We start from the raw sequence: 25,431 nt of genomic DNA, 5'->3' as shown, positions 1-25,431 counted from the left end.
AAAGGAATAATTATGTCTGATAAAAGACGTTATTTTGGTACCGACGGTGTACGAGGAAAAGTGGGTCAGTACCCAATTACACCTGATTTTGTACTTAAGCTTGGTTGGGCAGCAGGACGTGTTCTGGCAAAGCAGGGCACCAAAAAAGTAATTATCGGTAAAGATACCCGTATTTCTGGCTACATGCTGGAGTCTGCACTTGAGGCAGGCCTTGCTGCCGCTGGCTTGAAAGCTACCTTTACTGGTCCAATGCCAACACCAGCAGTGGCTTACCTGACCCAGACATTCCGCGCAGAAGCTGGCATTGTGATTTCGGCTTCTCATAACCCTTACTACGATAACGGCATTAAGTTCTTTTCTTCGGAAGGTACTAAGCTTCCTGACGATATCGAACTCGCGATTGAAGCGGAACTTGATAAAGACATTGAATGTGTCGAGTCTTCATTGTTGGGCAAAGCCAGTCGTCTTGATGATGCTGCTGGTCGTTACATCGAGTTTTGTAAAAGCACATATCCTTCTGAGTTGAGCCTTGCTGGATTGAAAATTGTGGTGGACTGTGCGCATGGAGCGACTTACCACATTGCTCCAGCTGTTTTTAGCGAGCTAGGCGCGGATGTTATTGCTATGGGTATTGAACCTAACGGCACGAATATTAACCACGAAGTGGGTGCGACGGATGTTAAAGCGCTACAGCAACGAGTCGTGGAAGAGCAAGCTCATCTTGGTCTGGCATTCGATGGCGATGGTGACCGCATCATTATGGTCGATCACCTTGGTAATAAAGTCGATGGCGACCAGATTGCTTACATCATCGCTCGTGATGCCTTGCGTCGCGGTGAGCTGAAAGGTGGTGTGGTTGGAACTCTGATGACGAACCTGGGTATGGAAAATGGCCTCAAGCAATTAGGTATACCCTTTGTTCGTGCGGCAGTAGGTGACCGTTATGTGATGGAGCAACTGCTTGAAAAAGGCTGGAAGATCGGTGCGGAAAATTCAGGCCATGTGATCTTACTTGATAAGGTGACGACCGGAGATGCTATTGTGGCAGCGCTGCAAGTTTTAGCTTCAGTGGTTGGCAGTGATATGTCCCTGAATGAACTCTCTCAAGGTATGACGTTATACCCTCAAGTGCTGGAGAATGTCCGTTTTTCTGGGGATTCTAATCCACTAGAAGCTGAAGCGGTAAAAGCCTCTGTCGTTGCCGTTGAAGCGGAACTTGGTGATAAAGGTCGAGTGCTACTACGTAAATCAGGTACTGAACCGCTAATCCGCGTCATGGTGGAAGGTGAAGACGCTGAGCTTGTAAAATCATCAGCATTAAAAATTGCAGACGCAGTGAAAGCTAGCTTCTAGGGCCTTTCATTTCGTTTAGTCATATAATAGCGGTGCCTGCTTGTGATAGCATGGCACCGTTTTTTTATTCTAGCGATTTGCCAATGATGTCGACTCGAGAGCTTACATACTTACACGAAATGGGGATTCAAGCCTATGAGCTGACTCACCCAGAGAGATTGCAAGGCTACAGTGCTGAAGGTATTCGTTTGCCTGATGACTGCAAAATGCTCTTGGTTTCGCCTCAAAAACCGTCAGGTGTGACTGCGACTTTGTTTGAGAACATCTTAAAAACGATCAATTTGACGTTGGATCAAACTCGTTATCTAGCCCCTGAACATCTGGTTTTACTCAGCGCTACTAAGGTTGACTGGATCTGGTTTGCAGGCAGTGAAGCCCAGATGGATCTTGGTCTCAAAACGCTTCAATCTCCAAGCCTAAGTGAAATTGACGGCAATCAGCAACACAAACGCGCGCTTTGGCAGCAAATCCAAGCTTTAAAATAGTATGACATTACTTCCTTTAGCAAACGCACACCTAGATTCGGTGTATTCAATAGAAATTCAGGCTCATACCCACCCTTGGTCAGAAACGATGATTCGCGATGTGACAAGCAGAGGGGCGTGCCATCATGTGTTGATGGATGACGATAAGGTGGTTGGTTACTTTTATGCTCAGAATATAGTGGGTGAGGTGACTCTTCTGAACATTGCCGTCGACCCCGCTCAGCAAGGTAGAGGGTACGGCAAACAACTGATTGAGTCGTTTTTAACTATGTGTGAACAGTTAAAAGCGGAAAGCGCGTGGTTAGAGGTGAGGGAAAGTAATACTCGCGCGGCTAACTTGTATGAGGCGGTAGGTTTTAATGAGGTTGATCGCCGTGTTAACTACTACCCAACGGCGACCGGAAAAGAAGATGCCATTATCATGAGTTACATCTTCTTCTAGATTATTTCTGTACCGCTTTGATGGTAGGAGACCCTTCTACCGGATAGAAATTTGCTTCAAAACGTGAAATCAATTCGGAAGCAGGCAAAGGTTTGTCGAACAGATAGCCTTGGAACTGATCACAACCGAGTTGTTTGAGTGTATTCAATTCGTTCGCATCTTCCACACCTTCCGCTATGACTTCCAGATTGAGCCGTTGTGCGGTCATGATAATGGTATCGACGATCGCTTGGTCACTCTCATCCAAATGAAGTTGGGTGACAAATGAGCGGTCAATTTTAAGTACATCGACTGCTAGGTGTTTTAGATACCTAAGTGAAGAATAACCAGTACCAAAATCATCAATTGAGATTTTGAGGTTGTGCTGCTTAAGCTCACTCATTCTCTGAATCGCACTTTCTACGTTTTCTAAAAGTAAATTCTCGGTAATCTCCAGTTCAATGTGTTCTCCGTCAATGTCTGCCTGAGCGAGGACATCGTGAATGTGTTCCACGAAGCTGTTCTGCGAGAATTGCAGCGGACTGATGTTGATGGCCAAGCGGCGGAAGGTATCAGGAAGCACGCCTTGTTTGCGCCAGCGTGAGTATTGGTAGCAGGCCTGCTCGATGATCCAGTTACCAATTTGTAAGATCTGTCCGGTTTCTTCAGCAATTGGCATAAATACGCCGGGAGGTAAAACGCCTTTCTCTGGATGGTTCCAGCGGATCAATGCTTCAACGCCAACGATTTGTTGTGCGCCATTAACCTGAGGCTGGTAATAGAGCTCTAATTGACCTTTATTGAGTGCTTCATGCAAGCCTTTCTCTATCTCTAGGAAAGACTCAACCTGCGCCTGCATTTCAGGCTCATAAAACATGTATTTGTTTCTGCCTGCCACCTTAGCGCGATACAACGCCGTGTCCGCCTGACGCAGCACATCAATGTTGGTGCTGTTCACGGATGGGAATACCGAGATACCAACACTGGTTGTGCAGTACAGCAAGTGATCATCAATGGAGTAAGGGTTAGAGATCAAAGCCAGAAGCTGTTGAGCGGTCTCATGAGCTTTATCCGCAGAGATCGAAGGCATCAAGATGGCAAACTCATCACCACCGATGCGAGCCGCTGTGTAATCATCAATTAGCCACGCCTCAATGCGTTTAGAAATCGCTTTTATCAGATGATCGCCAATCGTGTGGCCCAACGAATCGTTAATCGTTTTAAAACGGTCTAAATCGAGGTAGAAAAGCACACCAGATGTATTGGTCTTGTTGGCATTATCGATCGCTTCTTCTAGCATTTGCAGCAGTAAACTACGGTTGGCTAAGCCTGTGAGCGAATCGTAATAAGCCAATTGATTCAGTTTTGCTTCTGCCGCTTCTCTGTCTTTCCATAAATTATGGAAGGTTTTCGCCAAGTGTCCGAGTTCATCATCTCGGTACAAATTCGGCATCGGAACTTCGGCTTTTTTATCTTGTAGTGAGCGAACCCAGTCAATCAACGTCACCAGTGGCTTCGAGAGCTTCTGGTAGAAGAACAGCAATAAGATCGTCGTCAGCAAGATATTTCGGAACAGGTCAAACAGGAGTATCTGACTGGTCTTGGCGATAAAGTCCTTGGCGATATTGGCGCCATTGACCGAGAAGCTCAGTGTCCCGACGACAACGTGGGAATTGGGTTGATGTAATTCGGTTTTATACACGGGGGTGGTTGGCGTCAGGTAGCGTGACAACGCCTCCGTAAACGAACTTTCAAGCGACACACCTCTCTCCCGCTCGGTCAGGGTGTCTCCAAAGTCATCAACGATCGAAACCTGATAGATAGCCCCATCCATCATCAGGCTGGATGCGACCTGCTCAGCGAGTAGCTGATTCAGGTGATAGGCTGCCTGACTGGCATTGGAATAATTTTGTAGCAACTTAAATTGGTAGTGTTCTTCAATCCGCTTTTGCTCCTGATGAAGATCCACCAAAATTTGATACAAGCTGAAAATTATCCCTAGTATCACGGATACTAAAAAAACAGTTTTCGCTTGTCGGAATGCTAATGAATTTATTTTCTTGCTCGCAGGCATAATTTTATATGGTTCCTTCTACTCCTTTAGTTATAGCCCAAATTTATTGATATTTTAATTTGTATCTTGTTTGGATGTGAATTGTTGAGGTTTTATTTGCCTCTGTTGCTCCAAAGAGCAATATAAGGGAGAATACCGCGCAAAACCGAATCAATCTGCCAGCTTATAGGCCATGACCAATTTTGGCTACAATCTGGCGTTCAGACCGAAGAAGATCCTTTGATGTCAAATACAGCATTTATGGGCGAAGTTTCTAAGCGCAGAACGTTCGCTATCATCTCGCACCCGGATGCGGGTAAGACCACCATTACTGAAAAAGTATTACTTTTTGGACGCGCTATTCAAACCGCCGGTACAGTAAAAGGTCGTGGCTCTGCGCAGCACGCAAAATCTGACTGGATGGAAATGGAAAAAGAGCGTGGTATCTCGGTAACCACCTCGGTAATGCAGTTTCCATACAACGAGTGCCTAGTTAACCTGCTGGATACACCAGGACACGAAGACTTCTCGGAAGATACTTATCGTACTCTGACGGCGGTAGACTCTTGCCTTATGGTGATTGATGCCGCGAAAGGTGTTGAGGATCGTACACGTAAGCTGATGGAAGTTACCCGTCTGCGTGATACGCCGATCGTCACCTTCATGAACAAACTTGACCGTGATATCCGTGACCCAATGGAGTTATTGGACGAAGTTGAAAGTGAGCTAAACATTTCCTGCGCGCCGATTACTTGGCCTATCGGTTGTGGTAAAGAGTTTAAAGGCGTATACCACATCCATCGCGATGAAACGATTCTCTATTCGACAGGTCAAGGCCACACAATCCAGGATAAGCTGGTAGTTAAGGGGCTAGATAACCCTGAGCTTGATGAGGCTGTTGGTGCTGAGCTAGCGGAGCAGCTACGTGAAGAGCTAGAGCTTGTAATTGGTGCATGTCCTGAGTTTGATCAGGAGTTGTTCCTTGCTGGTGAACTGACACCAGTATACTTTGGTACCGCACTGGGTAACTTTGGTGTTGACCATATGTTGGACGGTTTGACGGAATGGGCGCCTGCGCCAATGCCGCGTCAAGCAAATGAGCGTCAAGTTGAAGCGAATGAAGAGAAATTCTCTGGCTTCGTATTTAAGATTCAGGCCAACATGGATCCAAAACACCGTGACCGTATTGCTTTCATGCGTATTGTATCTGGTACCTACACACAGGGTATGAAGATGAACCACGTGCGCCTTGGCAAGCAGATCAATATCTCTGATGCGGTAACCTTTATGGCTGGTGACCGCTCTCGTGCTGAAAACGCTTACGCGGGCGATATCATTGGCTTACATAACCACGGCACCATTCAGATTGGTGACACCTTCACTCAAGGTGAAGCACTGAAATTTGCAGGTATTCCAAACTTTGCGCCTGAGCTATTCCGTCGTATTCGTCTAAGAGATCCATTGAAGCAAAAGCAGTTGCTTAAAGGTCTGGTACAGCTGTCTGAAGAAGGGGCTGTACAGGTATTCCGCCCACTACAAAACAATGACCTAATTGTTGGTGCGGTAGGTGTGCTTCAGTTTGACGTCGTCGTTGCGCGTTTAAAAGCCGAGTACAACGTTGAAGCGATTTATGAGAGCGTTAACGTTGCAACCGCACGTTGGGTGGAATGTGAAGATGGTAAGAAACTGGATGAGTTCCAGCGTAAGAACCAAACCAACCTAGCCCTAGATGGTGGCGATAACCTGACGTACATTGCGCCAACTATGGTTAACTTAAATCTGGCGAAAGAGCGTTTTCCAGATGTGGAGTTCCGAGCTACTCGCGAACACTAATCTTCGTCGTATTTGGGGGGAGCACTGCGTTAACTGCACAAATTCACCCCAATCACATAGTTAGCTATGCTCATGGGAATGAATTTGCTTGTTGCCTTGTTCTTCCCCCAACTACTTAGAAGATCTTTCGAGAACTTTTATTAAAAAAATACCGCCTTTATCTAAGGCGGTATTTTTGTTTTTAGTAATGAGGATGCTCTTTTAGCCGATTGAAACTAAAAAGGGTTGATGCTTTCACATCAACCCTTCCAACATCGTTAGCTTGTCACTACTTTTTCTTCTTCGCGACTTTCTTTTTGCCTTTAGAAGCTGTTTTTTTCTTGTCGTCTTTTTTCTTCTTCTTAAACACTGGCTTTTTGTGTTTCGGTCGAAGCTCTTTAATAAAGCGCTCTTTGATCTCTTCTTTTACGTAGCGAGCCACGCGGTCCATCATGGTTTGGTCATGGGCTTCAACTAAAGAGATCGCATTGCCTTTTTTACCTGCGCGGGCGGTACGGCCGATACGGTGGAGGTACACATCTGCACTGCGTGGCATGTCGTAGTTAATGACATGGCTAACATCTGGTAAGTCGATACCACGGGCAGCGACGTCTGTTGCCAGAAGTACGTTTACTGTACCGTCACGAAAACGCGCAATGGCATTGTTACGACGATCTTGCGGCATTTCACCTTGAATCCAAGCACATGGAATTTGCGCTTTTTCCAGTTCAACGCGCAGCTCGGCTAATCGTTCACGAGTTTTCAGAAAGACAATAGAGCGCTCGGCTTGGTCGTTGATGATCGTTTTCAATAGCGCCAGCTTATGCGCCATATCATCGGCACGGTGATACCACTGGGCAATTTTCTTGCGCTCGCGGCGAGATGGTTCAGCGTCGATCTCCGCAGGTTCTTTAAGCAGATCCGCGGTGAATCCTTCCACGCCTTTGCCTTCCAGCGTTGCAGAGAAAAGCAACGTTTGTTTACGCCAGCGACATTCAGAAGAAAGGCGATCAACTGTCGGGCCAAAGCCCATGTCGAGCATGCGATCTGCTTCATCAAGGATCAGCCATTCAATGGCACGGCAGTCAAAACGTTCCGCTTCGATGTATTCCATCAAACGACCAGGCGTTGCAACAACGATATCTTGTGTCTTAGCGAGAATATCGGCGTGTTCTTGATACTGCACACCACCAGTGATGGTGAAGATGTTCAGATTGGTGTTTTTTGCGAGAGCTCGAGCTTGATCGGCGACTTGCATTGCCAACTCGCGAGTAGGAGTCAGGATCAGCACACGAGCCGGCCCCGGTTTACGACGCGGGAAGTCTTGCAAGTATTGTAGAGCTGGCAGAACAAAAGCGGCGGTTTTGCCTGTACCAGTTGGTGCAGAAGCGAGAATGTCCCTGCCGTCCAAAGCTTGTGGAATTGCTTCGGCCTGGATCTGGGTTGGGCGGGTATAACCCATTTCTTCGATTGCAACGAGCAGGTTTTCATCTAGCTCTAGTTCAGCAAAATTTTTGATCACTCTGGTGTCTCCACAAGCTGGTAAGTGAGAACGATAAATTTAAGGGGACGTATTATAGAGGGTTCGGTGATAAGGATCACACCTTAATTTCTACATCTTTAAATAAAACGCTTTAGTTAATGCGACGAATTCATCGCTGTAGCCATTATCCTTTTGAATTATCAACTTTTCTATCTTGGCGTTTGATGCGTGTTGGCTAAGTTGAATCAGCAAGCGGCTAACGGGTTTCTTGGCTGTTGGCTGTACTTCACATAGACCAGCTAGGTGCCAACCAAGTGTTTCTGCCAAGGAAATAAACATACGTCCTTCTGCTTCAGGAAGAACAAACCAAGCTTGGCCGTCAGCGCTCAGTAACTTAAAGCATCGTTCAAGCAAAGCTTCGTGGCTCAAGGTTAAGGTATGCCTTGCAGTAGCTCGTTGCTGATTTTGAGCGTGCTCCCCTGAATTGAAATAAGGTGGATTACATACAATAGCGTCATAGCTTGTTTCGAATGGAAAGCTGAGTACGTCGCCTTCCAGTAGTGACAGCCGGGAAGACCAAGGAGAAGAGGTGAAGTTTTCTTTCGCGGCCTGCAACGCGTGCTGATCAATGTCGATCGCGTCAATGACACAGTCAGGGTTTCGCTGTGCACACATTAGAGCCAACAAACCTGTGCCTGTTCCAATATCTAAAAGGGTATTCGCTTGTTTAATGTCGCACCACGCACCGAGTAAGACGCCGTCGGTACTGACAGGCATACCCGAGTAACCACCAGCAATTTTAAACTGCTTGAATGAAAAGTCTTTTGTCTTCGATTGGGTGTTTTTCATTTTGTTCTGCATGTGGTTATTAATTGAGTGATTAAGTCTATTGTTGGATCTTTGTATGGTCTTTTGTTCTATCTATGTTGCATTTGTTTGATTTATTGATCCAGATATTAAACTGTCTATTTATATTGTTATGGTTGATATCACTGGTTTTTGATTGAAAGTATAAATTTATATGGTGTTTTTTGCCCTAGGGTTGCGGTTAGGTGTGTGTTTCGTCATTATTCGCCTCCAAATTTATAGATTGGGTAGCCAACTCGGACTGCTCAGCATGCACAACATCAATCAAAATAATTAAAGGGTCTCTTGTGAATCAGACTTTAAAATTAACAGATATTATCGCGGTAGGCTTTATGCTTTTCGCTTTCTTCTTAGGTGCGGGTAACATTATTTTCCCACCACTAGCAGGACAGCTTGCAGGTGAGAATCTTGTGCCTGCGATGACAGGATTTCTTCTAACGGCGGTAGGCCTCCCTCTTATTACTATCGTTGCTATCGCCGTTGCTGGTGGTTCTTGGGATCATCTCACCAAAGATTTGCCTAAACGCGTGGCGATGACCATAGCGGTACTGATCTTTATCATTATCGGTCCTGCATTTGCCGCGCCGCGTACAGGTTTAGTGGCTTACGAAATGGCGGTGAAGCCGTTTTTTGTTGATGCGGCTCAATCGCACCTGACGATTTTTTCTATCTTGTTCTTTGCTGTGGCCATGTCTTTTGCTTGGTCACAAGGTAAGCTGATTGATGTGATTGGCAAAGTACTGACTCCAGTGCTTTTCTTAGGTTTGATTGTGCTTGCTGTCGCTGTGTTTATTGACCCTCAAGGTGAAATGATCGCAGCACAAGGTGAATACCTGACGCACCCACTGCAAAAAGGTTTCCTTGAAGGTTACAACACCATGGATACCTTCGCCTCGCTGATGTTTGGCGGGCTTATCGTCGATGCACTTCGTCAAAAAGGTATTTCTGATCAAAAGGCGACTGCAAAATATCTGATCAGAGCCGCATGTGTTGCTGCTGCTGGTTTGGCTTTCGTATACGTCTCTTTATTCTACCTAGGTGCAACCAGTGCGGCTGTGGCTGCTGGCGCAGACAATGGTGGTGTGATTCTTAGCGTGTACGTTCAATCTCTGTTTGGCCCGTATGGTCAAATTGTATTGTCAGTGATTGTGCTTCTTGCGTGCTTAACGACGGCTATCGGTATTATCTCAGCGTGTTCTGATTACTTTAGCTCGCTGACTCCAGTGTCTTACAAAACTTGGGTTGTGGTTAACGGTGTCGCGTGTGCAGTGGTCGCGAATGTAGGCCTTTCTCAACTGATTGCCTTGTCTGTTCCTGTGCTATTCGCGCTATACCCAGTGGCTATCGCTTTGGTTGCACTGACATTTATTCGCAAGATGCTACCAAACCCACAAGTGGCTTACCGTGTCGTTATCCTTGTCTCACTGCTGTTTGCTTTGATTGATGCAGCCAAAGTAGCGGGTGTGGATGTGTCTGCGCTGAGTATGTTACCGCTGTTTGATATTGGCATGGGTTGGTTGCTGCCAACAATTGCTGCCATGATCTGCATGTTTTTCATTGGAAAATCAGCTCAATCAGAGCTAGCAGAAGAAGCGGCTTAAGCCGAAACGCGCAATAGATAAAAATCCCCTGTCATACCTCGTGTGACAGGGGGTTTTTCGTTGAACCGCCGACAGGTTGCAGTGCAAAAAATTCCTGTATCTTCGTCACACTTTTCAGTACAATTCTTCGGTTAAATTCTACTCATAAATGTTGAGCAAACATGTTTGAAATCAATCCTATTAAAAACCGCCTTAAGGACGTGTCTGAGCGCACTAATGTCCTGAGGGGGTACCTTTGACTATGACGCTAAGCAAGAGCGTCTAGAAGAAGTCAACGCGGAACTAGAACAACCGGATGTGTGGAACGAACCTGAGCGTGCACAAGCGCTAGGTAAAGAGCGTTCTGCCCTAGAAGCGGTTGTGGAAACGATTGACCAACTTGAGCAAGGTGTAGAGGACGTTGATGGTCTTCTAGAGCTTGCAGTTGAAGAAGAAGATCAAGAAACCTTCGATGAAATTGAGCCAGAGCTTGCTGAGCTTGAAGCTAAGCTAGAAAAGCTCGAATTCCGCCGTATGTTCTCTGGCGACCATGATGCATCTGACTGCTACATTGATTTGCAGTCAGGCTCTGGTGGTACAGAGGCGCAAGACTGGACATCGATGATGCTACGCATGTACTTACGTTGGGCTGAAGCAAAAGGCTTTAAGACGGAAGTGATCGAAGTCTCTGAAGGTGAAGTTGCTGGTCTTAAAGGAGCAACGGTTAAGATCTCCGGTGAGTACGCTTACGGTTGGCTACGTACGGAAACAGGTGTTCACCGCTTGGTTCGTAAATCGCCATTCGATTCAAGTGGCCGTCGTCATACATCGTTTGCTTCTGCGTTTATCTACCCAGAGATTGATGACAACATCGACATCGACATTAACCCTTCTGATCTACGTATTGACGTATACCGTGCATCTGGTGCGGGTGGTCAGCACGTTAACACCACGGAATCGGCGGTACGTATTACGCACGTTCCAACCAATACTGTGGTTCAGTGTCAGAATGATCGTTCTCAGCACAAGAACAAAGATCAGGCGATGAAACAGCTTCGTGCGAAGCTATTTGAATTAGAGATTCAAAAGCAAAATGCAGAGAAGCAAGCCAATGAAGACGCTAAGTCGGACATCGGTTGGGGTAGCCAGATTCGTTCATACGTACTGGATGACTCACGCATCAAAGATCTGCGTACTAGCGTTGAAAACCGCAACACTCAAGCGGTTCTTGACGGCGACCTAGACAAATTTATCGAAGCTAGCCTGAAATCAGGCCTGTAAGCTTTTCACCGAAAAACTATTTTCATAAAGAAAGACAGGATACATCAAAAATGACTGATGCTGTTCAAAACGACAATGTACAAGAAGAGAATAAGCTGATTGCTGAGCGCCGCGCTAAACTGGATCATATCCGTCAGAGCTGCAAAGCAAATGGCCACCCAAATGACTTCCGTCGTGAGCACCTAGCTGGCGATCTTCAAGCGGAATTCGGTGAAAAGACGAAAGAAGAGCTAGAAGAGCTAAACCACGTTGTGGCTATCGCGGGCCGTGTCATGGCTAAGCGTGGTCCTTTCCTAGCGATTCAAGAAACCTCTGGTCGTATCCAAGCTTATGCTGCAAAAGATGTTCAAAAAGAGCTGAAAGAGAAGTACCAAGGCCTAGATATCGGTGACATCATCGGTGTGAAAGGTGCTCTTCACAAGTCAGGTAAAGGCGACCTTTACGTGAATATGGAGTCTTACGAGCTGCTAACGAAAGCACTTCGTCCACTTCCAGAGAAATTCCACGGTCTAACTGACCAAGAGATGCGTTACCGTCAGCGTTACGTTGACCTGATCGTCAACCAAGACTCACGTGAAGCGTTCATCATCCGTTCTAAGCTGGTATCGGCAATCCGTAACTTCATGAGCTCAAAAGGCTACCTAGAAGTTGAAACGCCAATGATGCACGTGATCCCTGGTGGTGCAACGGCTCGTCCATTCATCACTCACCACAACGCATTAGACATCGATATGTACCTGCGTGTTGCTCCAGAGCTTTACCTGAAGCGTCTAGTGGTTGGTGGTTTTGACCGTGTATTCGAGATCAACCGTAACTTCCGTAACGAAGGTCTATCGCCACGTCACAACCCAGAATTCACTATGATGGAATTCTACCAAGCGTACTCTGACTACAAAGATCTAATGGATCTGACTGAAGAAATGCTAAGCACAGTTGCGATGGACGTTCTTGGTTCAACGTCTATGCCTTACGGTGACGAGACTGTTGAGTTTGGTGGTAAGTACGCTCGTATGAGCATGTTTGAAGCAATCAAGCACTACAACCCAGAGCACGCTGAGATCCAGGCACTAACAGAGCAAGACCTTACTAACCGTGACAAGATGGTTGCTATCGCAAAATCGGTACACGTGGAAGTAGAAACGTTCTGGACATGTGGTCAGCTTCTAGAAGAGATCTTTGGTGAGACTGCTGAACCTCAGCTAATTCAACCAACGTTCATCACTGGTTACCCAGCGGATATTTCTCCTCTTGCTCGTCGCAGCGATGACAACCCGTTCTTCACAGACCGTTTCGAGTTCTTCATCGGTGGCCGTGAAGTGGCGAATGGCTTCTCAGAGCTTAACGATGCAGAAGACCAAGATGCGCGCTTTAAAGCACAGGTTGATGCGAAAGATGCAGGTGATGATGAAGCTATGTACTACGATGCGGACTACATCACAGCACTTGAGCACGGCTTACCGCCAACGGCAGGTCAAGGTATCGGTATCGATCGTCTAGCGATGCTGTTTACTAACACGCACACTATCCGTGACGTGATTCTGTTCCCAGCGATGCGTCCACAAGCTTAATTGTTAGTGTAAAAATAGCGAAAAGGCCGATATCACTGAGGTGATATCGGCCTTTTTTATGATGTAAAGATCAGAGGTTTTTTACTTCCAGCCCGGCGAGCTGATGCCAGTAACCGTTACATTGGCGGCTATCAATTTTCATCGGGCTTTGCCCAGATTCGTTAGCCCGAAAATGGTTTAACTCTGAGAGGGTCTCTATGCCAAGTGGGCTGAGGCGAACGACATCGACCAGTTCTTTCATATTTGGTAAATCATTGATCAAGTTGTAGCAATACCCTGATTGAGTCTGAATGCCGTTGAGGTTAAACACTTGCTGGCCTTCCTGACTACTGACCTTTATGCCTGTCGGGTATTTAATACAGCAAGTTTCGCAATCGTCTTTAGCACGATTTTCAGCACGAGCAGTGAAGCAGCGAGCAGAGTAGGCCAGTGGCAAATAGCCATGGCTGAATACCTCGATTTCAAATTTGCCTTTAATACCAATCTCATCACATTGGTTAAGTACATTACCTAACCATTCTCTAGATAGCTCGACTGGCATACACCAGCGCGTCATGCCCTGTTTAAGAAACAGTTTCAGCGTGTATGCGTTGTAGGTATTCACCGCAGGGCCGACGACAAACGGGACCTTGTGTTCAGAGGCCAGCTGAATGGCAGAGACATCGTTGGCTTCGATAGCGAATTCGCCATTATCAATGTACTTCTTCATGATGTTGACTTCACTAGGCGCTTCAAGCAGAGCCATGGTCGACAGAACCACTTGTTTGCCGGACTGGTTGAGCGATCTTGCAATATCCATCCAATGTGCAGGTTTCATTTCTCGGCGTTTGGAACAAACGCTCTCGCCAAGATAAATGATGTCGGCGGAACTGGATGCGGCTTGCAGATAAAACTCTTCAACATCTTGCTTAGGCCAGAAGTAAAGTAGGGGTCCAAGTGCGTATTTCATCGTGTTTTCCTTTCTATACTTTACTGCCATTTACGGTGGTAAGCACCGAGAGTTGTCTGAGTGCCTTCTGAGACGTTAGCCAGTGCAGCATCCCAGGCCGCTTCAACTTGATAAGCTTCAGGGTTAGCTAAGTAGCGGTCGATAGCTGCACGCCAGGTACGAGTCACTTGCTCGACATAAGCGGGGCTTCGTTGACGGCCTTCGATTTTTACAGAAGCTACATTTGCGGCAAACAAGTCAGGCAACATAGAGAGGGTGTTGAGGCTGGTGGGCTCTTCCAATGCGTGATAAGCCTGAGTGTGCTCGTCTAACTCTGCTGTGAATCGTCCCTTACATAAAGTGGGGTAGCCGGCATTTTCTCCGTCACTATAGCGATCAATCAGAATGTTATTGAGCCGAGATTCCAGTCCTTTGTCTGTCTCCTGCCAACGAACAAATTTCGCAGGCGAGCAGGCGCCAACGGTATTGGGAGACTCGCCCGTCATGTACGAAGAAAGGTAACAGCGGCCTTCAGACATAATGCACAAGCTGCCGAAGGCGAACACTTCTAGGTCGACATCTTGCGGAATGTTGCGTGACAGCTGTTTGACCTGATGGATAGACAGCACACGCGGCAGTACCACGCGTTTAACATTGAAGTTCCGTTTATAGAAGTCGATTGCAGCGACATTGGTCGCCGATGCCTGAACCGACAAATGCAGTTCGAGTTCAGGGTATTTGTTGGCGGCGTAATCCAGTACGGCGATATCAGCGATAATTAACGCATCAATGCCACTTTGGGCGGCGCGATCGACGGCGTCAGTCCAGCGATCAAACCCATCCGGATGAGCGAAGGTATTCAGCGCGACGTGAATTTTTTTCTTATGGTCATGGACGTACTGAACCGCTTTGTCCAGTTTCTTACCAGTGAAGTTAAGACCTGCGAAATGGCGCGCATTGGTATCGTCTTTGAAGCCGATATACACAGCGTCAGCACCGCAGTCGATGGCTGTTTTGAGAGCAGGTAAGTTACCTGCAGGGCAGAGGAGTTCCATTGCGCCTTCCAATCTGTCTTTGCGAAAAATTGCTCCGCATTTTATGAAGGAATATGAACGGCAAGTTTGATGTAAGGCAGGTTTAGGTAAGTTTCTGAGTCAAATACTCATTTGGAGTGAGTTGTGATCAGTTTTTATGGCGACGATGCTGAGCAAACAGCTCTTCGACTTCTTGCTTTGGTTGCGGGCGATAGAAATGGAAGCCCTGAATCGAATTACAATTGAGGTTAGAGAGCAGAGTGGCTTGTTGCTGGGTTTCGACCCCTTCTGCGACCACCGTCAGGTTAAGCGATTTCCCCAGATTAATGATGTTTTCGATTACCGTTACCTGCTTTGGTAGCGTATCGATGTCATTAATGAACGCGCGGTCAATCTTAAGCTCATCTATCGGGAAACGGGCAAGATACGAAAGTGATGAGTAACCGGTACCAAAGTCGTCAATCGATAAAGCAAAGCCCAGTTTTTTAATGGCGTTGAGCATTTGCAAGGTGTGCTCACTGTCGCTCATCACAGCGCTTTCGGTCAGCTCAAACGTGATGCAGCTAGGATCAAGCTCTGTAGTACGCAGTAACTTCTCCATATAATCGATCAGTTTTGGATTGCCAAATTGCTCTGGAGAAAGGTTGATCGCGACGCGCCCCGGCAGAATGCCTTGAAGTTTCCAACGCTTAACTGTGCTGAATACTTCTCGCATGACCACTCGACCGAGATGTTCAATCAAGCCTGCTCGTTCGGCGACAGGGATAAAAGCGCCCGGGCTTATGTAACCTTCCACAGGGTGTTTCCAGCGGATAAGGGCTTCGGCGCCATTAATGCTGAAATCACGAGCATTGACCTTAGGTTGATACCATACTTCCAAGCCATTCTGTTGTAAGGCTTTTTGCAGCTCAATCTCCAGCCATAAACGCATACGCGCTTCTTTGTTCATCTGATCATTGAACTTAATCAGGCGATTACGACCCCGATCTTTGGCTTCGTACATTGCGGTGTCGGCATTTTGCAGCAGAATACGTGCGTCATTGCCATCTCCCGGATACGTCACACTGCCGATAGAGCAAGCTAAGCGTTTGCTGAAATGGTGCAGATCAAATGGCTGGTTAATGAGTGAGATGATGCGCTCAGCAAGAATCTCCGCCATTCGATTGTTTTCTGGTTCCGGTAATATCAGGCCAAATTCATCGCCTCCTAAATGCCCTACTACCGCATGTTGCGGTAAAAGACGCTTAAGACGAGATGACACTTCTTTAATCACTTTATCACCAATATGGTGACCTAAAGAGTCGTTGATGTTCTTGAAATTATCGATATCGAGGTAGAGCAGTAATAGTGGTGTTTCATTATGAATGAACTGCTCAAGACGTTTGGTAAAACCAAAACGATTGTAGAGGCCAGTTAAAGAATCAATGTGTGCATCTTCTAACGGCTTGTTACTCAAGTGTTTTGGTGTCTCGTCGGCATCTTGAATCAGCACTAATTGAGTATTGCTGCCTAGTACCATCGCATCATCAGCGTGGAGCTGAACACGGCGCTCGAAGCCACACCTTGGCCCTGTCAGACAGGTCAGGGGCGCTTTCGCCAGTGAACTGCTGAGCGACTTACTGAAAACCGTTTTGGTTTTCTCATCGACAAATAGGCGGGAAAGCTCTTCACCTAACAAATCACTGTTATCTTCAAAACCGAGTAAACGTACTGCCGCTGGGTTGGCTGAAATGATGCAATCCTCTTCGACCAGTAGTAGGCCATCAGGCAACAAAGTGGTGAGCGTTGAGAATTTACCTTCTGACTCTTCTAGAGAACGAACCAGAATATGTTTTTCTGATGTATCGACTGCATGGAAGGCAACGTATTCAATTTTATTGTCGATTTCGATGGGAGCTAAGCTGAAATGCAGACTGGTTTCGAGGTCAATTTCGTTCAGTGTGATTTCTGCTTCGAGAGATTCACCGTTGAAGGCACGCTCATAGTAGGGTTTGAGTTGGTTATAGAAATGCTTACCTAAGGTTTGCGTATCGCTCATACCGACCAGTTCTTGATTGGATAGGCCGGCGATATCGCAATAGCGACCATTAACCATGGCATAGTTATGCTGGCTATCCAAAATGGCGAAAAAAAACGGGCTGTTTGCCGTAATCTTCGTGAACCAATGCTGTAGTTGTTGCGAAAGCATCAAGGGTATTACCGACTCTCCAAAGAGCAATACGAGTCACAGAGCTGTGATATAGAAGCGATACCAATAACTATAACTGTGATTGCCGCTAGATTAAAGGGCTAGCGGTATCAGACTAATTTTTTGATACACAACAGGAATCGCTCCATCATCATCCATTATGATGAGTCTCCTATTTACAAAGTAACGGATAACGCTCGTGATTAACAAGATTCGCACCCAGCTAGTTGAAAATGCCGCATCAATTTTGCGATCTCCAGTCCACTTATTGCCTAAAAGTGTACAAAAAAAAGCCTTGTTAGAGGGGCTGAAAAGCGTTTTTAGAGAATCTCTTGAAGATGGTGATTTTGAGTTCCTTGAAGGTAAGTGGCTGAAAATTGAGATAAAAGATATGCAGCTAAGTTGGTATGTTAGCTATCAGGATAGCCAACTGATGGTTGTGGATTCAGCCGTTAAAGAAGACGTTGCTTTTCGAGGTAGCCTCAATGATCTGGTACTGATTGCTGGGCGAAAAGAAGATCCAGATACTTTGTTCTTCCAGCGCCGCTTGTCTATAGAAGGAGATACGGAGCTGGGGTTAGAGATAAAGAACTTGATGGACAGTGTCGATTTAGAGCAGCTGCCGAAACCGTTGCAAACGCTATTAAATCAACTAGCCGATTTTGTGCAGAAAGGGTTACAATCGCCACTCGCACAAAGTGAGGTTATCAATGCTTATTCGAACTGAAGCTCCGGCTGACATTCTTGCCGTCGACAGACTACTGAAGTCTGCTTTTGAAACAGAAACTGAAGCAGATTTAGTGATGAGGCTAAGAGAAAACGGACGTAGAACCTTATCATTGGTCGCCTGTAATGATGAAGGAGAGGTGGTTGGGCACGTCATGTTCAGCCCAGTCACATTAAATGGTGAAGACCTAAGTTGGCAGGGTTTGGCTCCACTCGCTATAAAAACAGACTACCGTCGACAAGGTTTGGCGGCAGAGTTAGTTAAAGAAGGGCTGGAATCGCTAAAAGAGTTTGGCTACCCGGCTTGTGTGGTACTGGGTGAACCTGAGTATTATTCTCGCTTTGGCTTTGAAGCGAGTGAAAAGTACAGCTTTTGCTGTCAGTGGGAAGTGCCTGCTGGCGCATTTCAAGTGTTAGCTCTGGCAGAGAATGAGTTTACCGACCGTAATGGTCGAATTGAATACAGCCCTGAGTTTTCAGCGTTTTAGACAAAATGTACTGGCAAGTAAAAAGAAAAGTATGACTTTTGTCCTTTTTTTGACCGCTTAGCCATCAAGTCGTCTTTTTTTGAAAAATTCTACTTGTCAGCGTAATAACGTTTCGCTAGTATTGCTCGGCCTTCGATAAGGAGGTCGCTAGCCTTGTTCAAAAACATCAAAAATGAGTTTTCGAGCGGCGCTGGCTCAACAATTTGGAACATAGGTGGAAATCATGTTTACAGTTCTACTTGTGATTTACCTGTTGGCAGCGGTTGGTGTAATCGGCCTAGTGCTGATTCAACAAGGTAAAGGCGCAGATATGGGAGCCTCATTCGGTGCAGGCGCATCAAACACAGTGTTTGGCGCAAGCGGCTCAGGTAATTTCCTAACCCGAATGACTGCAATTTTTGCAACAGTATTTTTCATCCTTAGCTTAGTGCTAGGTAACATGTCGACTCATAAAACTGAATCTCAGTGGGTTGACCCGACTCAAGGTCAAGTTATCCAGCAAGCTGATGATGCTGCGAGTGAAGTTCCAGCCCCAACAGGCGACGAAATTCCTCAATAAGCTAAAGATTTAGCTGCCGAGATGGTGAAATTGGTAGACACGCTAGCATGAGGTGCTAGTGCCTTAGGTGTGAGGGTTCGAGTCCCTCTCTCGGCACCATTGTTTACAAACTTGTAAAACACCTTGGAGAGCGTATAATGCTCGACAAGTCGGACGCGGGGTGGAGCAGCTTGGTAGCTCGTCGGGCTCATAACCCGAAGGTCGTCGGTTCAAATCCGGCCCCCGCAACCAATCCTTTACTGGATGTGGACAAGTTTGCACAGTCGCAATAGCAACTGTGAGTTAAGCAAACTTTGATTGCTTAACACATCAGGGTCCAGCATCAAAAAACCCCGACTTTCGGGGTTTTTTGTTATCTGAATTTCTGCATTGCAGAAGTTCAGACATTGCTTGGAATTTAAATTGGGCTCTGAGCCCTTTTTTTGTTTCTGGAGTGGTTTAAATGACTGGTTTAGAAAGACAACTTACTGAAATGCTTGAAGCGCCAGTAGCAGCATCAGGTTATGAGTTAGTTGGATTAGAATTTATTCGCGCAGGCGAACATTCAACGCTACGTATCTTTATTGACCATGAAAATGGCATCTCTGTGGATGACTGTGCAGAAGTTAGCCGTCAGGTTAGTGCAGTAATGGACGTTGAAGATCCAATCACCGTGGCTTACAACCTAGAAGTGTCTTCTCCAGGTTTAGAAAGACCACTTTTCAAAGCAGCACACTATGAACAATTTATTGGTCACGAGGTAAGCATCGTTTTGAAAATGGCTGTTGGTAACCGTCGTAAGTGGAAAGGTGTTATCCACGCAATCGAAGGTGAAACAGTAACAGTTACTGTGGACGGCAACGCAGAAGAGTTTGCTCTAAGCAACATTTCAAAAGCTAACCTGATCCCTAAATTTTAATTAAGGTCTTAGAGGCTATTTAAAATGAGTAAAGAAATTTTAGCGGTAGCAGAAGCGGTATCGAACGAAAAAGGGGTACCTCGTGAGCGCATCTTTGAAGCCCTAGAGATTGCTCTAGCTACATCTACGAAGAAGAAACACGAAATCGAAATCGATGTACGTGTTGAAATTGACCGTAAAACGGGTGAGTTCGATACTTTCCGTCGTTGGTTAGTAGTTGAAGAAGTGGAAAGCCCAACAAAAGAAATCTCTCTTGAAGCTGCACAGTTTGATGATGAGACGATTGAGCTTGGTGACTACGTAGAAGATGAAATCGAATCAGTAACGTTTGACCGTATTACTACGCAAACAGCGAAGCAGGTTATCGTACAGAAAGTTCGTGAAGCTGAACGTGCACAGATCGTTGAGCAGTTCATCGATAATGAAGGTGAGCTGGTTACTGGTGTGGTTAAGAAAGTTAACCGCGAAACTATCGTGCTTGACCTAGGTAACAATGCTGAAGCGGTAATCCTACGTGATGACCAGCTTCCTCGTGAAAACCACCGTCCGGGTGACCGCGTTCGTGGTCTTCTGTACCGCGTAGCACCAGAAGCACGTGGTTTCCAACTATTCATCACGCGTTCTAAGCCAGAAATGTTGGCGGAACTATTCCGTGTTGAAGTGCCGGAAATTGCAGAAGAGATCATCGAACTGAAAGGTGCGGCTCGCGATCCTGGCTCTCGTGCGAAGATTGCTGTGAAGACTAACGACAAGCGCATCGACCCAGTGGGTGCGTGTGTTGGTATGCGTGGTGCACGTGTACAGGCAGTCTCTGGTGAGCTTGGTGGTGAGCGCATTGATATCGTACTTTGGGACGATAACCCAGCTCAGTTTGTTATCAATGCAATGGCTCCAGCAGATGTGGCTTCTATCATCGTTGACGAAGATGCTCACGCAATGGATATCGCGGTTGAACCCGATAACCTAGCACAAGCCATTGGCCGTAACGGTCAAAACGTACGTCTAGCTTCTCAACTAACAGGTTGGGAACTGAACGTAATGACGGTTGAAGACCTGCAGAAGAAACACGCAGAAGAGTCTCAAGCGTCAATTGAAAACTTCATGAAGTACCTAGATATCGAAGAAGATTTCGCTCAGCTGTTAGTTGAAGAAGGCTTCTCTTCTCTTGAAGAGGTGGCTTATGTACCAGTAAACGAACTGCTTGAAGTTGATGGTCTGGATGAAGACCTTGTCGACGAACTACGTAATCGTGCAAAAGATGCCCTAACGACACTGGCTCTGGCTCAGGAAGAATCTTTTGAAGGCCTAGAGCCTGCAGAAGACCTACTTGCACTGGAAGGTCTAGAACGTGAAATGGCATTTAAACTGGCAGCGAAAGGTGTTGTAACACTGGAAGATTTGGCTGATCAGGGTATCGATGATCTCGAAGGTATTGAAGGTCTAACCGAAGAATATGCGGGTGAGCTAATCATGGCAGCACGTAACATCTGTTGGTTCGGCGAAGACGCATAATTTTCAGCAAGGAGAAAGCGGCATGACAAAAATTACTGTTAAGGCACTGAGTGAAGAAATTGGTACACCAGTGGACCGCTTATTAGAGCAACTTGCTGATGCCGGTATGACGAAAGCGGGTACAGATCAGGTTTCTGAAGAAGAGAAACAGAAACTTCTGACTCACCTTAAGAAAGAGCACGGCGACACTTCTGGTGAAGCTGAGCCTACTCGCTTAACTCTACAGCGTAAAACTCGCAGTACACTTAGCGTAAACGCGGGTGGCGGCAAGAGTAAGGATGTTCAAGTAGAAGTTCGTAAGAAACGAACTTATGTGAAGCGCAGCATTATCGAAGACGACGCAAACCGCGAGGCTGAGGAAGCAGCAAAGCGTGAAGCTGAAGAGCTTGCGAAGCGTGAGGCTGAAGAGCTAGCAAAACGTGAAGCTGCAGAGAAAGCACAACGCGAGGCCGAAGAAAAAGCGAAGCGAGAAGCGGACGCAAAACGTGACGCTGAAGAAAAAGCCAAACGCGTACAAGCTGATAAGGCTAAGAAAGACATGAATGCAAAAAATGCGGAAGTGAACACGCAAGCGAAAAAAGAAGCTGACGAACTTAAACGTCGTCAGGAAGAAGAAGCCCAACGTAAAGCGGAACAAGAAGCGGCTAAGCTTGTTGAAGAAGCGCGTAAACTAGCGGAAGAAAATGAAGCTCGTTGGACTGAAGCGGAACAGAAGAAGAAAGAGTTGGAAAACTCTGACTACCATGTAACGACTTCATCATACGCACGTGAAGCGGAAGACGCAGCAGACCGCAAAGAAGAAGGTGGTCGTCGTAAGAAGAAGAAGAAAACTTCTGGTAACGATGATCAAAATCGTGGCGGCCGTAACCAGCGTGGTGGCAAAGGCCGCAACAAAGGTAAACTGGCGAAGCCTGCATCAATGCAGCAAGGTTTCGATAAGACAGCTACCGTTGCTAAAGCTGACGTTGTTGTCGGTGAAACCATCGTTGTATCAGAACTTGCTAACAAGATGTCTGTAAAAGGCACAGAAGTTATCAAAGTAATGATGAAGATGGGCGCAATGGCGACGATCAACCAGGTTATCGACCAAGAAACGGCACAACTTGTTGCTGAAGAAATGGGTCACAAGGTAATCCTGCGTAAAGAGAACGAGCTAGAAGAAGCAGTACTGTCAGATCGTGACAGCAATGCAGAAGCAGTTCCTCGTGCTCCGGTTGTTACCATCATGGGTCACGTTGACCATGGTAAGACATCGACACTTGACTACATCCGTAAAGCACACGTTGCTTCAGGTGAAGCGGGTGGTATTACACAGCACATCGGTGCATACCACGTTGAAACTGAAAACGGCATGATCACCTTCCTGGATACTCCTGGACACGCGGCGTTTACTGCAATGCGTGCTCGTGGTGCTCAGGCAACAGATATCGTTGTTCTTGTTGTAGCAGCAGACGATGGCGTAATGCCACAGACAATCGAAGCAATCCAGCACGCGAAAGCGGCGGGTGTACCTCTGATTGTTGCTGTGAACAAGATCGATAAAGAAGACGCGAACCCAGATAACGTTAAGAATGAGTTAGCTCAATACGATGTTATTCCTGAGGAGTGGGGCGGTGAGAACATGTTCGTTCACATCTCTGCGAAACAGGGTACAAACATTGAAGGTCTGCTAGAAACTATCCTTCTACAATCTGAAGTTCTTGAGCTGACAGCGGTAGAAGAAGGCATGGCGTCTGGTGTGGTTGTTGAATCTCGCCTAGATAAAGGTCGCGGTCCTGTAGCCACTGTACTGGTTCAGTCTGGTACTCTAAACAAAGGTGATATCCTTCTTTGTGGTCAAGAGTACGGCCGTGTTCGTGCAATGCGTGACGAGAATGGTCAAGAGATCTTCACAGCGGGTCCTTCTATCCCAGTAGAAATCATCGGTCTGTCTGGTGTGCCTGCATCTGGTGACGAAGCGACTGTTGTTCGTGATGAGCGTAAAGCACGTGAAGTTGCAAACTACCGTCAAGGTAAATTCCGCGATGTTAAACTAGCACGTCAGCAAAAAGCGAAACTAGAGAACATGTTCTCTAACATGGCTGCTGGTGAAGTGGCTGAGCTTAACGTAGTACTTAAAGCAGACGTTCAAGGTTCTGTGGAAGCTATCGCAGACTCGCTACGTAAACTTTCTACTGAAGAAGTGAAAGTGAACATCGTTGGTTCTGGTGTTGGTGGTATTACAGAAACTGATGCCGTTCTAGCTGCTGCATCTAACGCGATCATCCTAGGCTTCAACGTTCGTGCTGATGCGACAGCTCGTCGTGCAGTCGAAGCGGAAAACCTAGATCTGCGTTACTACTCAATCATTTACCAATTGATTGACGAAGTGAAACAAGCAATGGGCGGTATGCTTGCTCCAGAATTCAAGCAAGAAATCATCGGCCTTGCAGAAGTACGTGATGTATTTAAGTCACCTAAACTTGGCGCTATCGCGGGTTGTATGGTTACTGAAGGTACGATTAAGCGTAATAACCCTATTCGTGTACTACGTGAGAACGTGGTTATCTACGAAGGTGAACTAGAGTCACTACGTCGCTTTAAAGACGACGTTCAAGAAGTTAAGAACGGCTACGAATGTGGTATCGGCGTTAAGAACTACAATGATGTTCGCGTTGGTGACCAAATCGAAGTCTTCGAAGTTGTTGAAGTTAAACGTACTCTAGACTAATTGACTAACTTTACCGGCAGTGAGTGTCGGTAATAGGTTGTTGAATACGCCATGGGGGGCTGGAATTTATCCATCCCCCCATTCTTTCTAATAAGAGAAAAGATATGTCAAAAGAATTTAGCCGCACGCAGCGAGTATCGCAGCAGCTGCAAAAAGAACTGGCCATGATCCTACAGCGTGAAGTTCGTGATTCACGCTTGGGCATGGTTACTATCTCAGACGTAGAAGTGTCTCGTGACCTTGCGTATGCAAAGGTGTTCGTGACCTTCTTATGTGTAGGTGAACAAACACCTGAGTCATGCTTAAAAGCGCTTCGTGAACATGAAGTTCATATCCGCATGATGCTAGGTAAGCGCATTCGTCTGCGTCTGACACCTGAAATTCGTTTCGAATACGACAACACTTTGGTTGAAGGTATGCGAATGTCTAACCTTGTCAGCGAAGTGGTAAGTGAAGATAAACGTAAGCAACAAAATGCTGGTCGTGATGGCGAAAACTCGGAAGAGGATAACGCATAATGGCTCGCCGTCGTAAAGGTCGTCCAATTGATGGAGTCATCCTGTTAGATAAACCGACAGGTATTTCATCCAATGATGCGTTACAAAAAGTCAAACGCATCTATTTTGCAGAGAAAGCTGGGCATACTGGCGCTCTGGATCCGCTTGCGACTGGCATGCTGCCAATTTGTCTTGGAGAAGCCACGAAGTTTTCGCAGTTCCTCCTCGATTCAGATAAGCGTTATCGTGTTATCGCCAAGCTAGGCGAGCGCACCAATACGTCGGACTCGGATGGTGAAGTTGTCGAAACTCGCCCTGTTGATGTCGATATGACGAAACTGGAAGCATGTATCGACAAGTTCCGCGGTGAGTCGGATCAGGTGCCATCGATGTTTTCCGCGCTCAAGTATCAAGGTAAGCCTTTATACGAATACGCTCGCCAAGGTATCGAAGTCCCGCGTGAAGCTCGAAAGATCACGGTTTATGAAATCATCTTACACCGTTTTGAAGGTGACGAAGTCGAGATGGAAGTGCATTGTTCAAAAGGCACTTATATCCGTACGATAGTGGATGATCTTGGTGACATGCTTGGTTGTGGCGCGCACGTGACCATGCTTCGTCGTACGGCAGTCGCTAACTATCCTTACGAAAAAATGGTGACGCTTGAGCAACTTAATGAATTGCTGGAGCAAGCTCATTCTGATGAAGTGGCGCCACGTGAGGTACTCGACCCATTGCTGTTGCCAATGGACACTGCGGTGGAAGATTTACCGGAAGTGAACCTCAATGCGGAGCAGACTGACTTAGTTCAGCACGGACAGCCAGTGTATGTTCTTGGTGTACCAGAAGGAACGCTGCGCATGACCTCGGGTGATGAGCGTACCTTTATTGGTGTTGCGGAATTGAACGATGACGGAAAGGTCGCGCCTAAGCGTCTGGTTGTTTTTCGCGATTAAATAGCGCAGTACAGTAAAAACCGAAGCGTTCG

At 46.5% G+C, this 25,431-nt stretch carries 21 protein-coding genes and 2 tRNA genes; 17 read left to right on the top strand and 6 right to left on the bottom strand.

What is annotated here, in order from left to right; genetic code table 11:
* Positions 1 to 12 precede the first annotated feature (12 nt).
* From glmM to rimI, 3 genes are all read left to right on the top strand, one after another.
* Positions 13 to 1,353, top strand: coding sequence for a phosphoglucosamine mutase (gene glmM / locus F0265_RS17575; RefSeq protein ID WP_021455779.1), 1,341 nt, complete (start codon positions 13 to 15; stop codon positions 1,351 to 1,353).
* Between the two features lie 86 nt (positions 1,354 to 1,439).
* Positions 1,440 to 1,838, top strand: a complete 399-nt coding sequence (locus tag F0265_RS17570) for a DNA polymerase III subunit psi (RefSeq protein WP_171749934.1) — start codon at positions 1,440 to 1,442, stop codon at positions 1,836 to 1,838.
* 1 nt (position 1,839) lies between these two features.
* Positions 1,840 to 2,280: a ribosomal protein S18-alanine N-acetyltransferase gene (rimI, locus tag F0265_RS17565; protein WP_171749861.1), complete on the top strand. Its 441-nt coding sequence runs from the start codon at positions 1,840 to 1,842 to the stop codon at positions 2,278 to 2,280.
* Position 2,281: 1 nt separating this feature from the next.
* Here the strand turns inward: rimI and F0265_RS17560 are convergent, their stop codons facing one another.
* Positions 2,282 to 4,333, bottom strand: coding sequence for an EAL domain-containing protein (locus F0265_RS17560; RefSeq protein ID WP_021455782.1), 2,052 nt, complete (start codon positions 4,331 to 4,333; stop codon positions 2,282 to 2,284).
* 222 nt (positions 4,334 to 4,555) lie between these two features.
* On the opposite strand from F0265_RS17560, the gene prfC reads away from it, so the two are divergent.
* Positions 4,556 to 6,145, top strand: coding sequence for a peptide chain release factor 3 (prfC, locus tag F0265_RS17555; RefSeq protein WP_019274456.1), 1,590 nt, complete (start codon positions 4,556 to 4,558; stop codon positions 6,143 to 6,145).
* Positions 6,146 to 6,413: 268 nt separating this feature from the next.
* Here the strand turns inward: prfC and srmB are convergent, their stop codons facing one another.
* Together srmB and F0265_RS17545 are read right to left on the bottom strand one after the other, a co-directional pair.
* Complete coding sequence (gene srmB, locus F0265_RS17550) at positions 6,414 to 7,646, bottom strand: ATP-dependent RNA helicase SrmB (RefSeq protein WP_171749860.1); 1,233 nt, start codon at positions 7,644 to 7,646, stop codon at positions 6,414 to 6,416.
* 90 nt (positions 7,647 to 7,736) lie between these two features.
* Entirely contained in the window at positions 7,737 to 8,456 is a 720-nt protein-coding gene (locus F0265_RS17545) for a methyltransferase (protein WP_171749859.1), read from the bottom strand.
* A gap of 305 nt (positions 8,457 to 8,761) precedes the next feature.
* Between F0265_RS17545 and brnQ the strand changes: the two genes are divergently transcribed.
* The 3 genes from brnQ (at position 8,762) to lysS (ending at position 12,903) form a co-directional block, all read left to right on the top strand.
* On the top strand, positions 8,762 to 10,075 hold the full coding sequence (brnQ, locus tag F0265_RS17540; RefSeq protein WP_045987001.1) for a branched-chain amino acid transport system II carrier protein: 1,314 nt from the start codon (positions 8,762 to 8,764) through the stop codon (positions 10,073 to 10,075).
* A 161-nt stretch (positions 10,076 to 10,236) separates the two neighbouring features.
* Positions 10,237 to 11,335 (top strand): peptide chain release factor 2 gene (gene prfB, locus F0265_RS17535; RefSeq protein WP_096000866.1). Its coding sequence is split into 2 segments (ribosomal slippage): positions 10,237 to 10,311 and positions 10,313 to 11,335, totalling 1,098 coding nucleotides; the frame shifts between segments, so codons are not numbered across the junction.
* A gap of 50 nt (positions 11,336 to 11,385) precedes the next feature.
* Positions 11,386 to 12,903 carry a lysine--tRNA ligase gene (lysS, locus tag F0265_RS17530; RefSeq protein ID WP_006958058.1) on the top strand — a complete coding sequence of 506 codons (1,518 nt, stop codon included), beginning with the start codon at positions 11,386 to 11,388 and terminating at the stop codon, positions 12,901 to 12,903.
* 70 nt (positions 12,904 to 12,973) lie between these two features.
* Here the strand turns inward: lysS and F0265_RS17525 are convergent, their stop codons facing one another.
* The 3 genes from F0265_RS17525 to F0265_RS17515 all read right to left on the bottom strand — a co-directional run bounded on the left by F0265_RS17525 (position 12,974) and on the right by F0265_RS17515 (position 17,053).
* Positions 12,974 to 13,852 carry a U32 family peptidase gene (locus F0265_RS17525; protein ID WP_171749858.1) on the bottom strand — a complete coding sequence of 293 codons (879 nt, stop codon included), beginning with the start codon at positions 13,850 to 13,852 and terminating at the stop codon, positions 12,974 to 12,976.
* A 20-nt stretch (positions 13,853 to 13,872) separates the two neighbouring features.
* Positions 13,873 to 14,886, bottom strand: coding sequence for a peptidase U32 family protein (locus tag F0265_RS17520; protein WP_064488007.1), 1,014 nt, complete (start codon positions 14,884 to 14,886; stop codon positions 13,873 to 13,875).
* Between the two features lie 127 nt (positions 14,887 to 15,013).
* Positions 15,014 to 17,053 (bottom strand): bifunctional diguanylate cyclase/phosphodiesterase, encoded by a 2,040-nt coding sequence (locus F0265_RS17515; protein WP_171749857.1) that lies wholly within the window; start codon positions 17,051 to 17,053, stop codon positions 15,014 to 15,016.
* A gap of 199 nt (positions 17,054 to 17,252) precedes the next feature.
* Here F0265_RS17515 and F0265_RS17510 point away from each other — a divergent pair, with 199 nt between their 5' ends.
* From F0265_RS17510 to truB, 10 genes are all read left to right on the top strand, one after another.
* Positions 17,253 to 17,780, top strand: a complete 528-nt coding sequence (locus F0265_RS17510) for an SCP2 sterol-binding domain-containing protein (protein WP_171749856.1) — start codon at positions 17,253 to 17,255, stop codon at positions 17,778 to 17,780.
* On the top strand, positions 17,764 to 18,267 hold the full coding sequence (locus tag F0265_RS17505) for an N-acetyltransferase (protein ID WP_171749855.1): 504 nt from the start codon (positions 17,764 to 17,766) through the stop codon (positions 18,265 to 18,267). Before F0265_RS17510 ends, F0265_RS17505 begins: the two co-directional genes overlap by 17 nt.
* A gap of 223 nt (positions 18,268 to 18,490) precedes the next feature.
* Positions 18,491 to 18,826 (top strand): preprotein translocase subunit SecG, encoded by a 336-nt coding sequence (gene secG, locus F0265_RS17500; RefSeq protein ID WP_006958051.1) that lies wholly within the window; start codon positions 18,491 to 18,493, stop codon positions 18,824 to 18,826.
* A gap of 15 nt (positions 18,827 to 18,841) precedes the next feature.
* Positions 18,842 to 18,925 (top strand) — tRNA-Leu (locus F0265_RS17495).
* A 55-nt stretch (positions 18,926 to 18,980) separates the two neighbouring features.
* A tRNA-Met gene (locus tag F0265_RS17490) sits at positions 18,981 to 19,057 on the top strand.
* 211 nt (positions 19,058 to 19,268) lie between these two features.
* Positions 19,269 to 19,724, top strand: coding sequence for a ribosome maturation factor RimP (gene rimP / locus F0265_RS17485; protein WP_006958050.1), 456 nt, complete (start codon positions 19,269 to 19,271; stop codon positions 19,722 to 19,724).
* A 24-nt stretch (positions 19,725 to 19,748) separates the two neighbouring features.
* Entirely contained in the window at positions 19,749 to 21,236 is a 1,488-nt protein-coding gene (gene nusA / locus F0265_RS17480; RefSeq protein ID WP_045987006.1) for a transcription termination factor NusA, read from the top strand.
* A gap of 22 nt (positions 21,237 to 21,258) precedes the next feature.
* The gene (gene infB / locus F0265_RS17475; protein WP_171749854.1) at positions 21,259 to 23,946 is read left to right on the top strand and encodes a translation initiation factor IF-2; all 2,688 of its coding nucleotides are present in this window, start codon (positions 21,259 to 21,261) and stop codon (positions 23,944 to 23,946) included.
* A 104-nt stretch (positions 23,947 to 24,050) separates the two neighbouring features.
* Complete coding sequence (gene rbfA, locus F0265_RS17470; protein ID WP_171749853.1) at positions 24,051 to 24,464, top strand: 30S ribosome-binding factor RbfA; 414 nt, start codon at positions 24,051 to 24,053, stop codon at positions 24,462 to 24,464.
* Positions 24,464 to 25,399, top strand: coding sequence for a tRNA pseudouridine(55) synthase TruB (truB, locus tag F0265_RS17465; protein WP_171749852.1), 936 nt, complete (start codon positions 24,464 to 24,466; stop codon positions 25,397 to 25,399). The genes rbfA and truB overlap by 1 nt, the downstream gene beginning before the upstream one ends.
* Positions 25,400 to 25,431 lie beyond the last annotated feature (32 nt).

The organism is Vibrio sp. RE88 (genome assembly GCF_013113835.1).
Classification (GTDB): Bacteria; Pseudomonadota; Gammaproteobacteria; order Enterobacterales; family Vibrionaceae; genus Vibrio.
The sequence above is the reverse complement of the archived record's forward strand: the minus strand, read 5'-3'. Positions and strand labels throughout refer to the sequence as shown.

Excerpts from the sequence above, each read along its gene's own strand:
- glmM (WP_021455779.1), top strand. The coding sequence starts at position 13 with ATGTCTGATAAAAGACGTTATTTTGGTACCGACGGTGTACGAGGAAAA.
- F0265_RS17570 (WP_171749934.1), top strand. The coding sequence starts at position 1,440 with ATGTCGACTCGAGAGCTTACATACTTACACGAAATGGGGATTCAAGCC.
- rimI (WP_171749861.1), top strand. The coding sequence starts at position 1,840 with ATGACATTACTTCCTTTAGCAAACGCACACCTAGATTCGGTGTATTCA.
- F0265_RS17560 (WP_021455782.1), bottom strand. The coding sequence starts at position 4,333 with ATGCCTGCGAGCAAGAAAATAAATTCATTAGCATTCCGACAAGCGAAA.
- prfC (WP_019274456.1), top strand. The coding sequence starts at position 4,556 with ATGTCAAATACAGCATTTATGGGCGAAGTTTCTAAGCGCAGAACGTTC.
- F0265_RS17545 (WP_171749859.1), bottom strand. The coding sequence starts at position 8,456 with ATGAAAAACACCCAATCGAAGACAAAAGACTTTTCATTCAAGCAGTTT.
- lysS (WP_006958058.1), top strand. The coding sequence starts at position 11,386 with ATGACTGATGCTGTTCAAAACGACAATGTACAAGAAGAGAATAAGCTG.
- F0265_RS17525 (WP_171749858.1), bottom strand. The coding sequence starts at position 13,852 with ATGAAATACGCACTTGGACCCCTACTTTACTTCTGGCCTAAGCAAGAT.
- F0265_RS17520 (WP_064488007.1), bottom strand. The coding sequence starts at position 14,886 with ATGGAACTCCTCTGCCCTGCAGGTAACTTACCTGCTCTCAAAACAGCC.
- F0265_RS17515 (WP_171749857.1), bottom strand. The coding sequence starts at position 17,053 with ATGCTTTCGCAACAACTACAGCATTGGTTCACGAAGATTACGGCAAAC.
- F0265_RS17505 (WP_171749855.1), top strand. The coding sequence starts at position 17,764 with ATGCTTATTCGAACTGAAGCTCCGGCTGACATTCTTGCCGTCGACAGA.
- secG (WP_006958051.1), top strand. The coding sequence starts at position 18,491 with ATGTTTACAGTTCTACTTGTGATTTACCTGTTGGCAGCGGTTGGTGTA.
- rimP (WP_006958050.1), top strand. The coding sequence starts at position 19,269 with ATGACTGGTTTAGAAAGACAACTTACTGAAATGCTTGAAGCGCCAGTA.
- nusA (WP_045987006.1), top strand. The coding sequence starts at position 19,749 with ATGAGTAAAGAAATTTTAGCGGTAGCAGAAGCGGTATCGAACGAAAAA.
- infB (WP_171749854.1), top strand. The coding sequence starts at position 21,259 with ATGACAAAAATTACTGTTAAGGCACTGAGTGAAGAAATTGGTACACCA.
- rbfA (WP_171749853.1), top strand. The coding sequence starts at position 24,051 with ATGTCAAAAGAATTTAGCCGCACGCAGCGAGTATCGCAGCAGCTGCAA.
- truB (WP_171749852.1), top strand. The coding sequence starts at position 24,464 with ATGGCTCGCCGTCGTAAAGGTCGTCCAATTGATGGAGTCATCCTGTTA.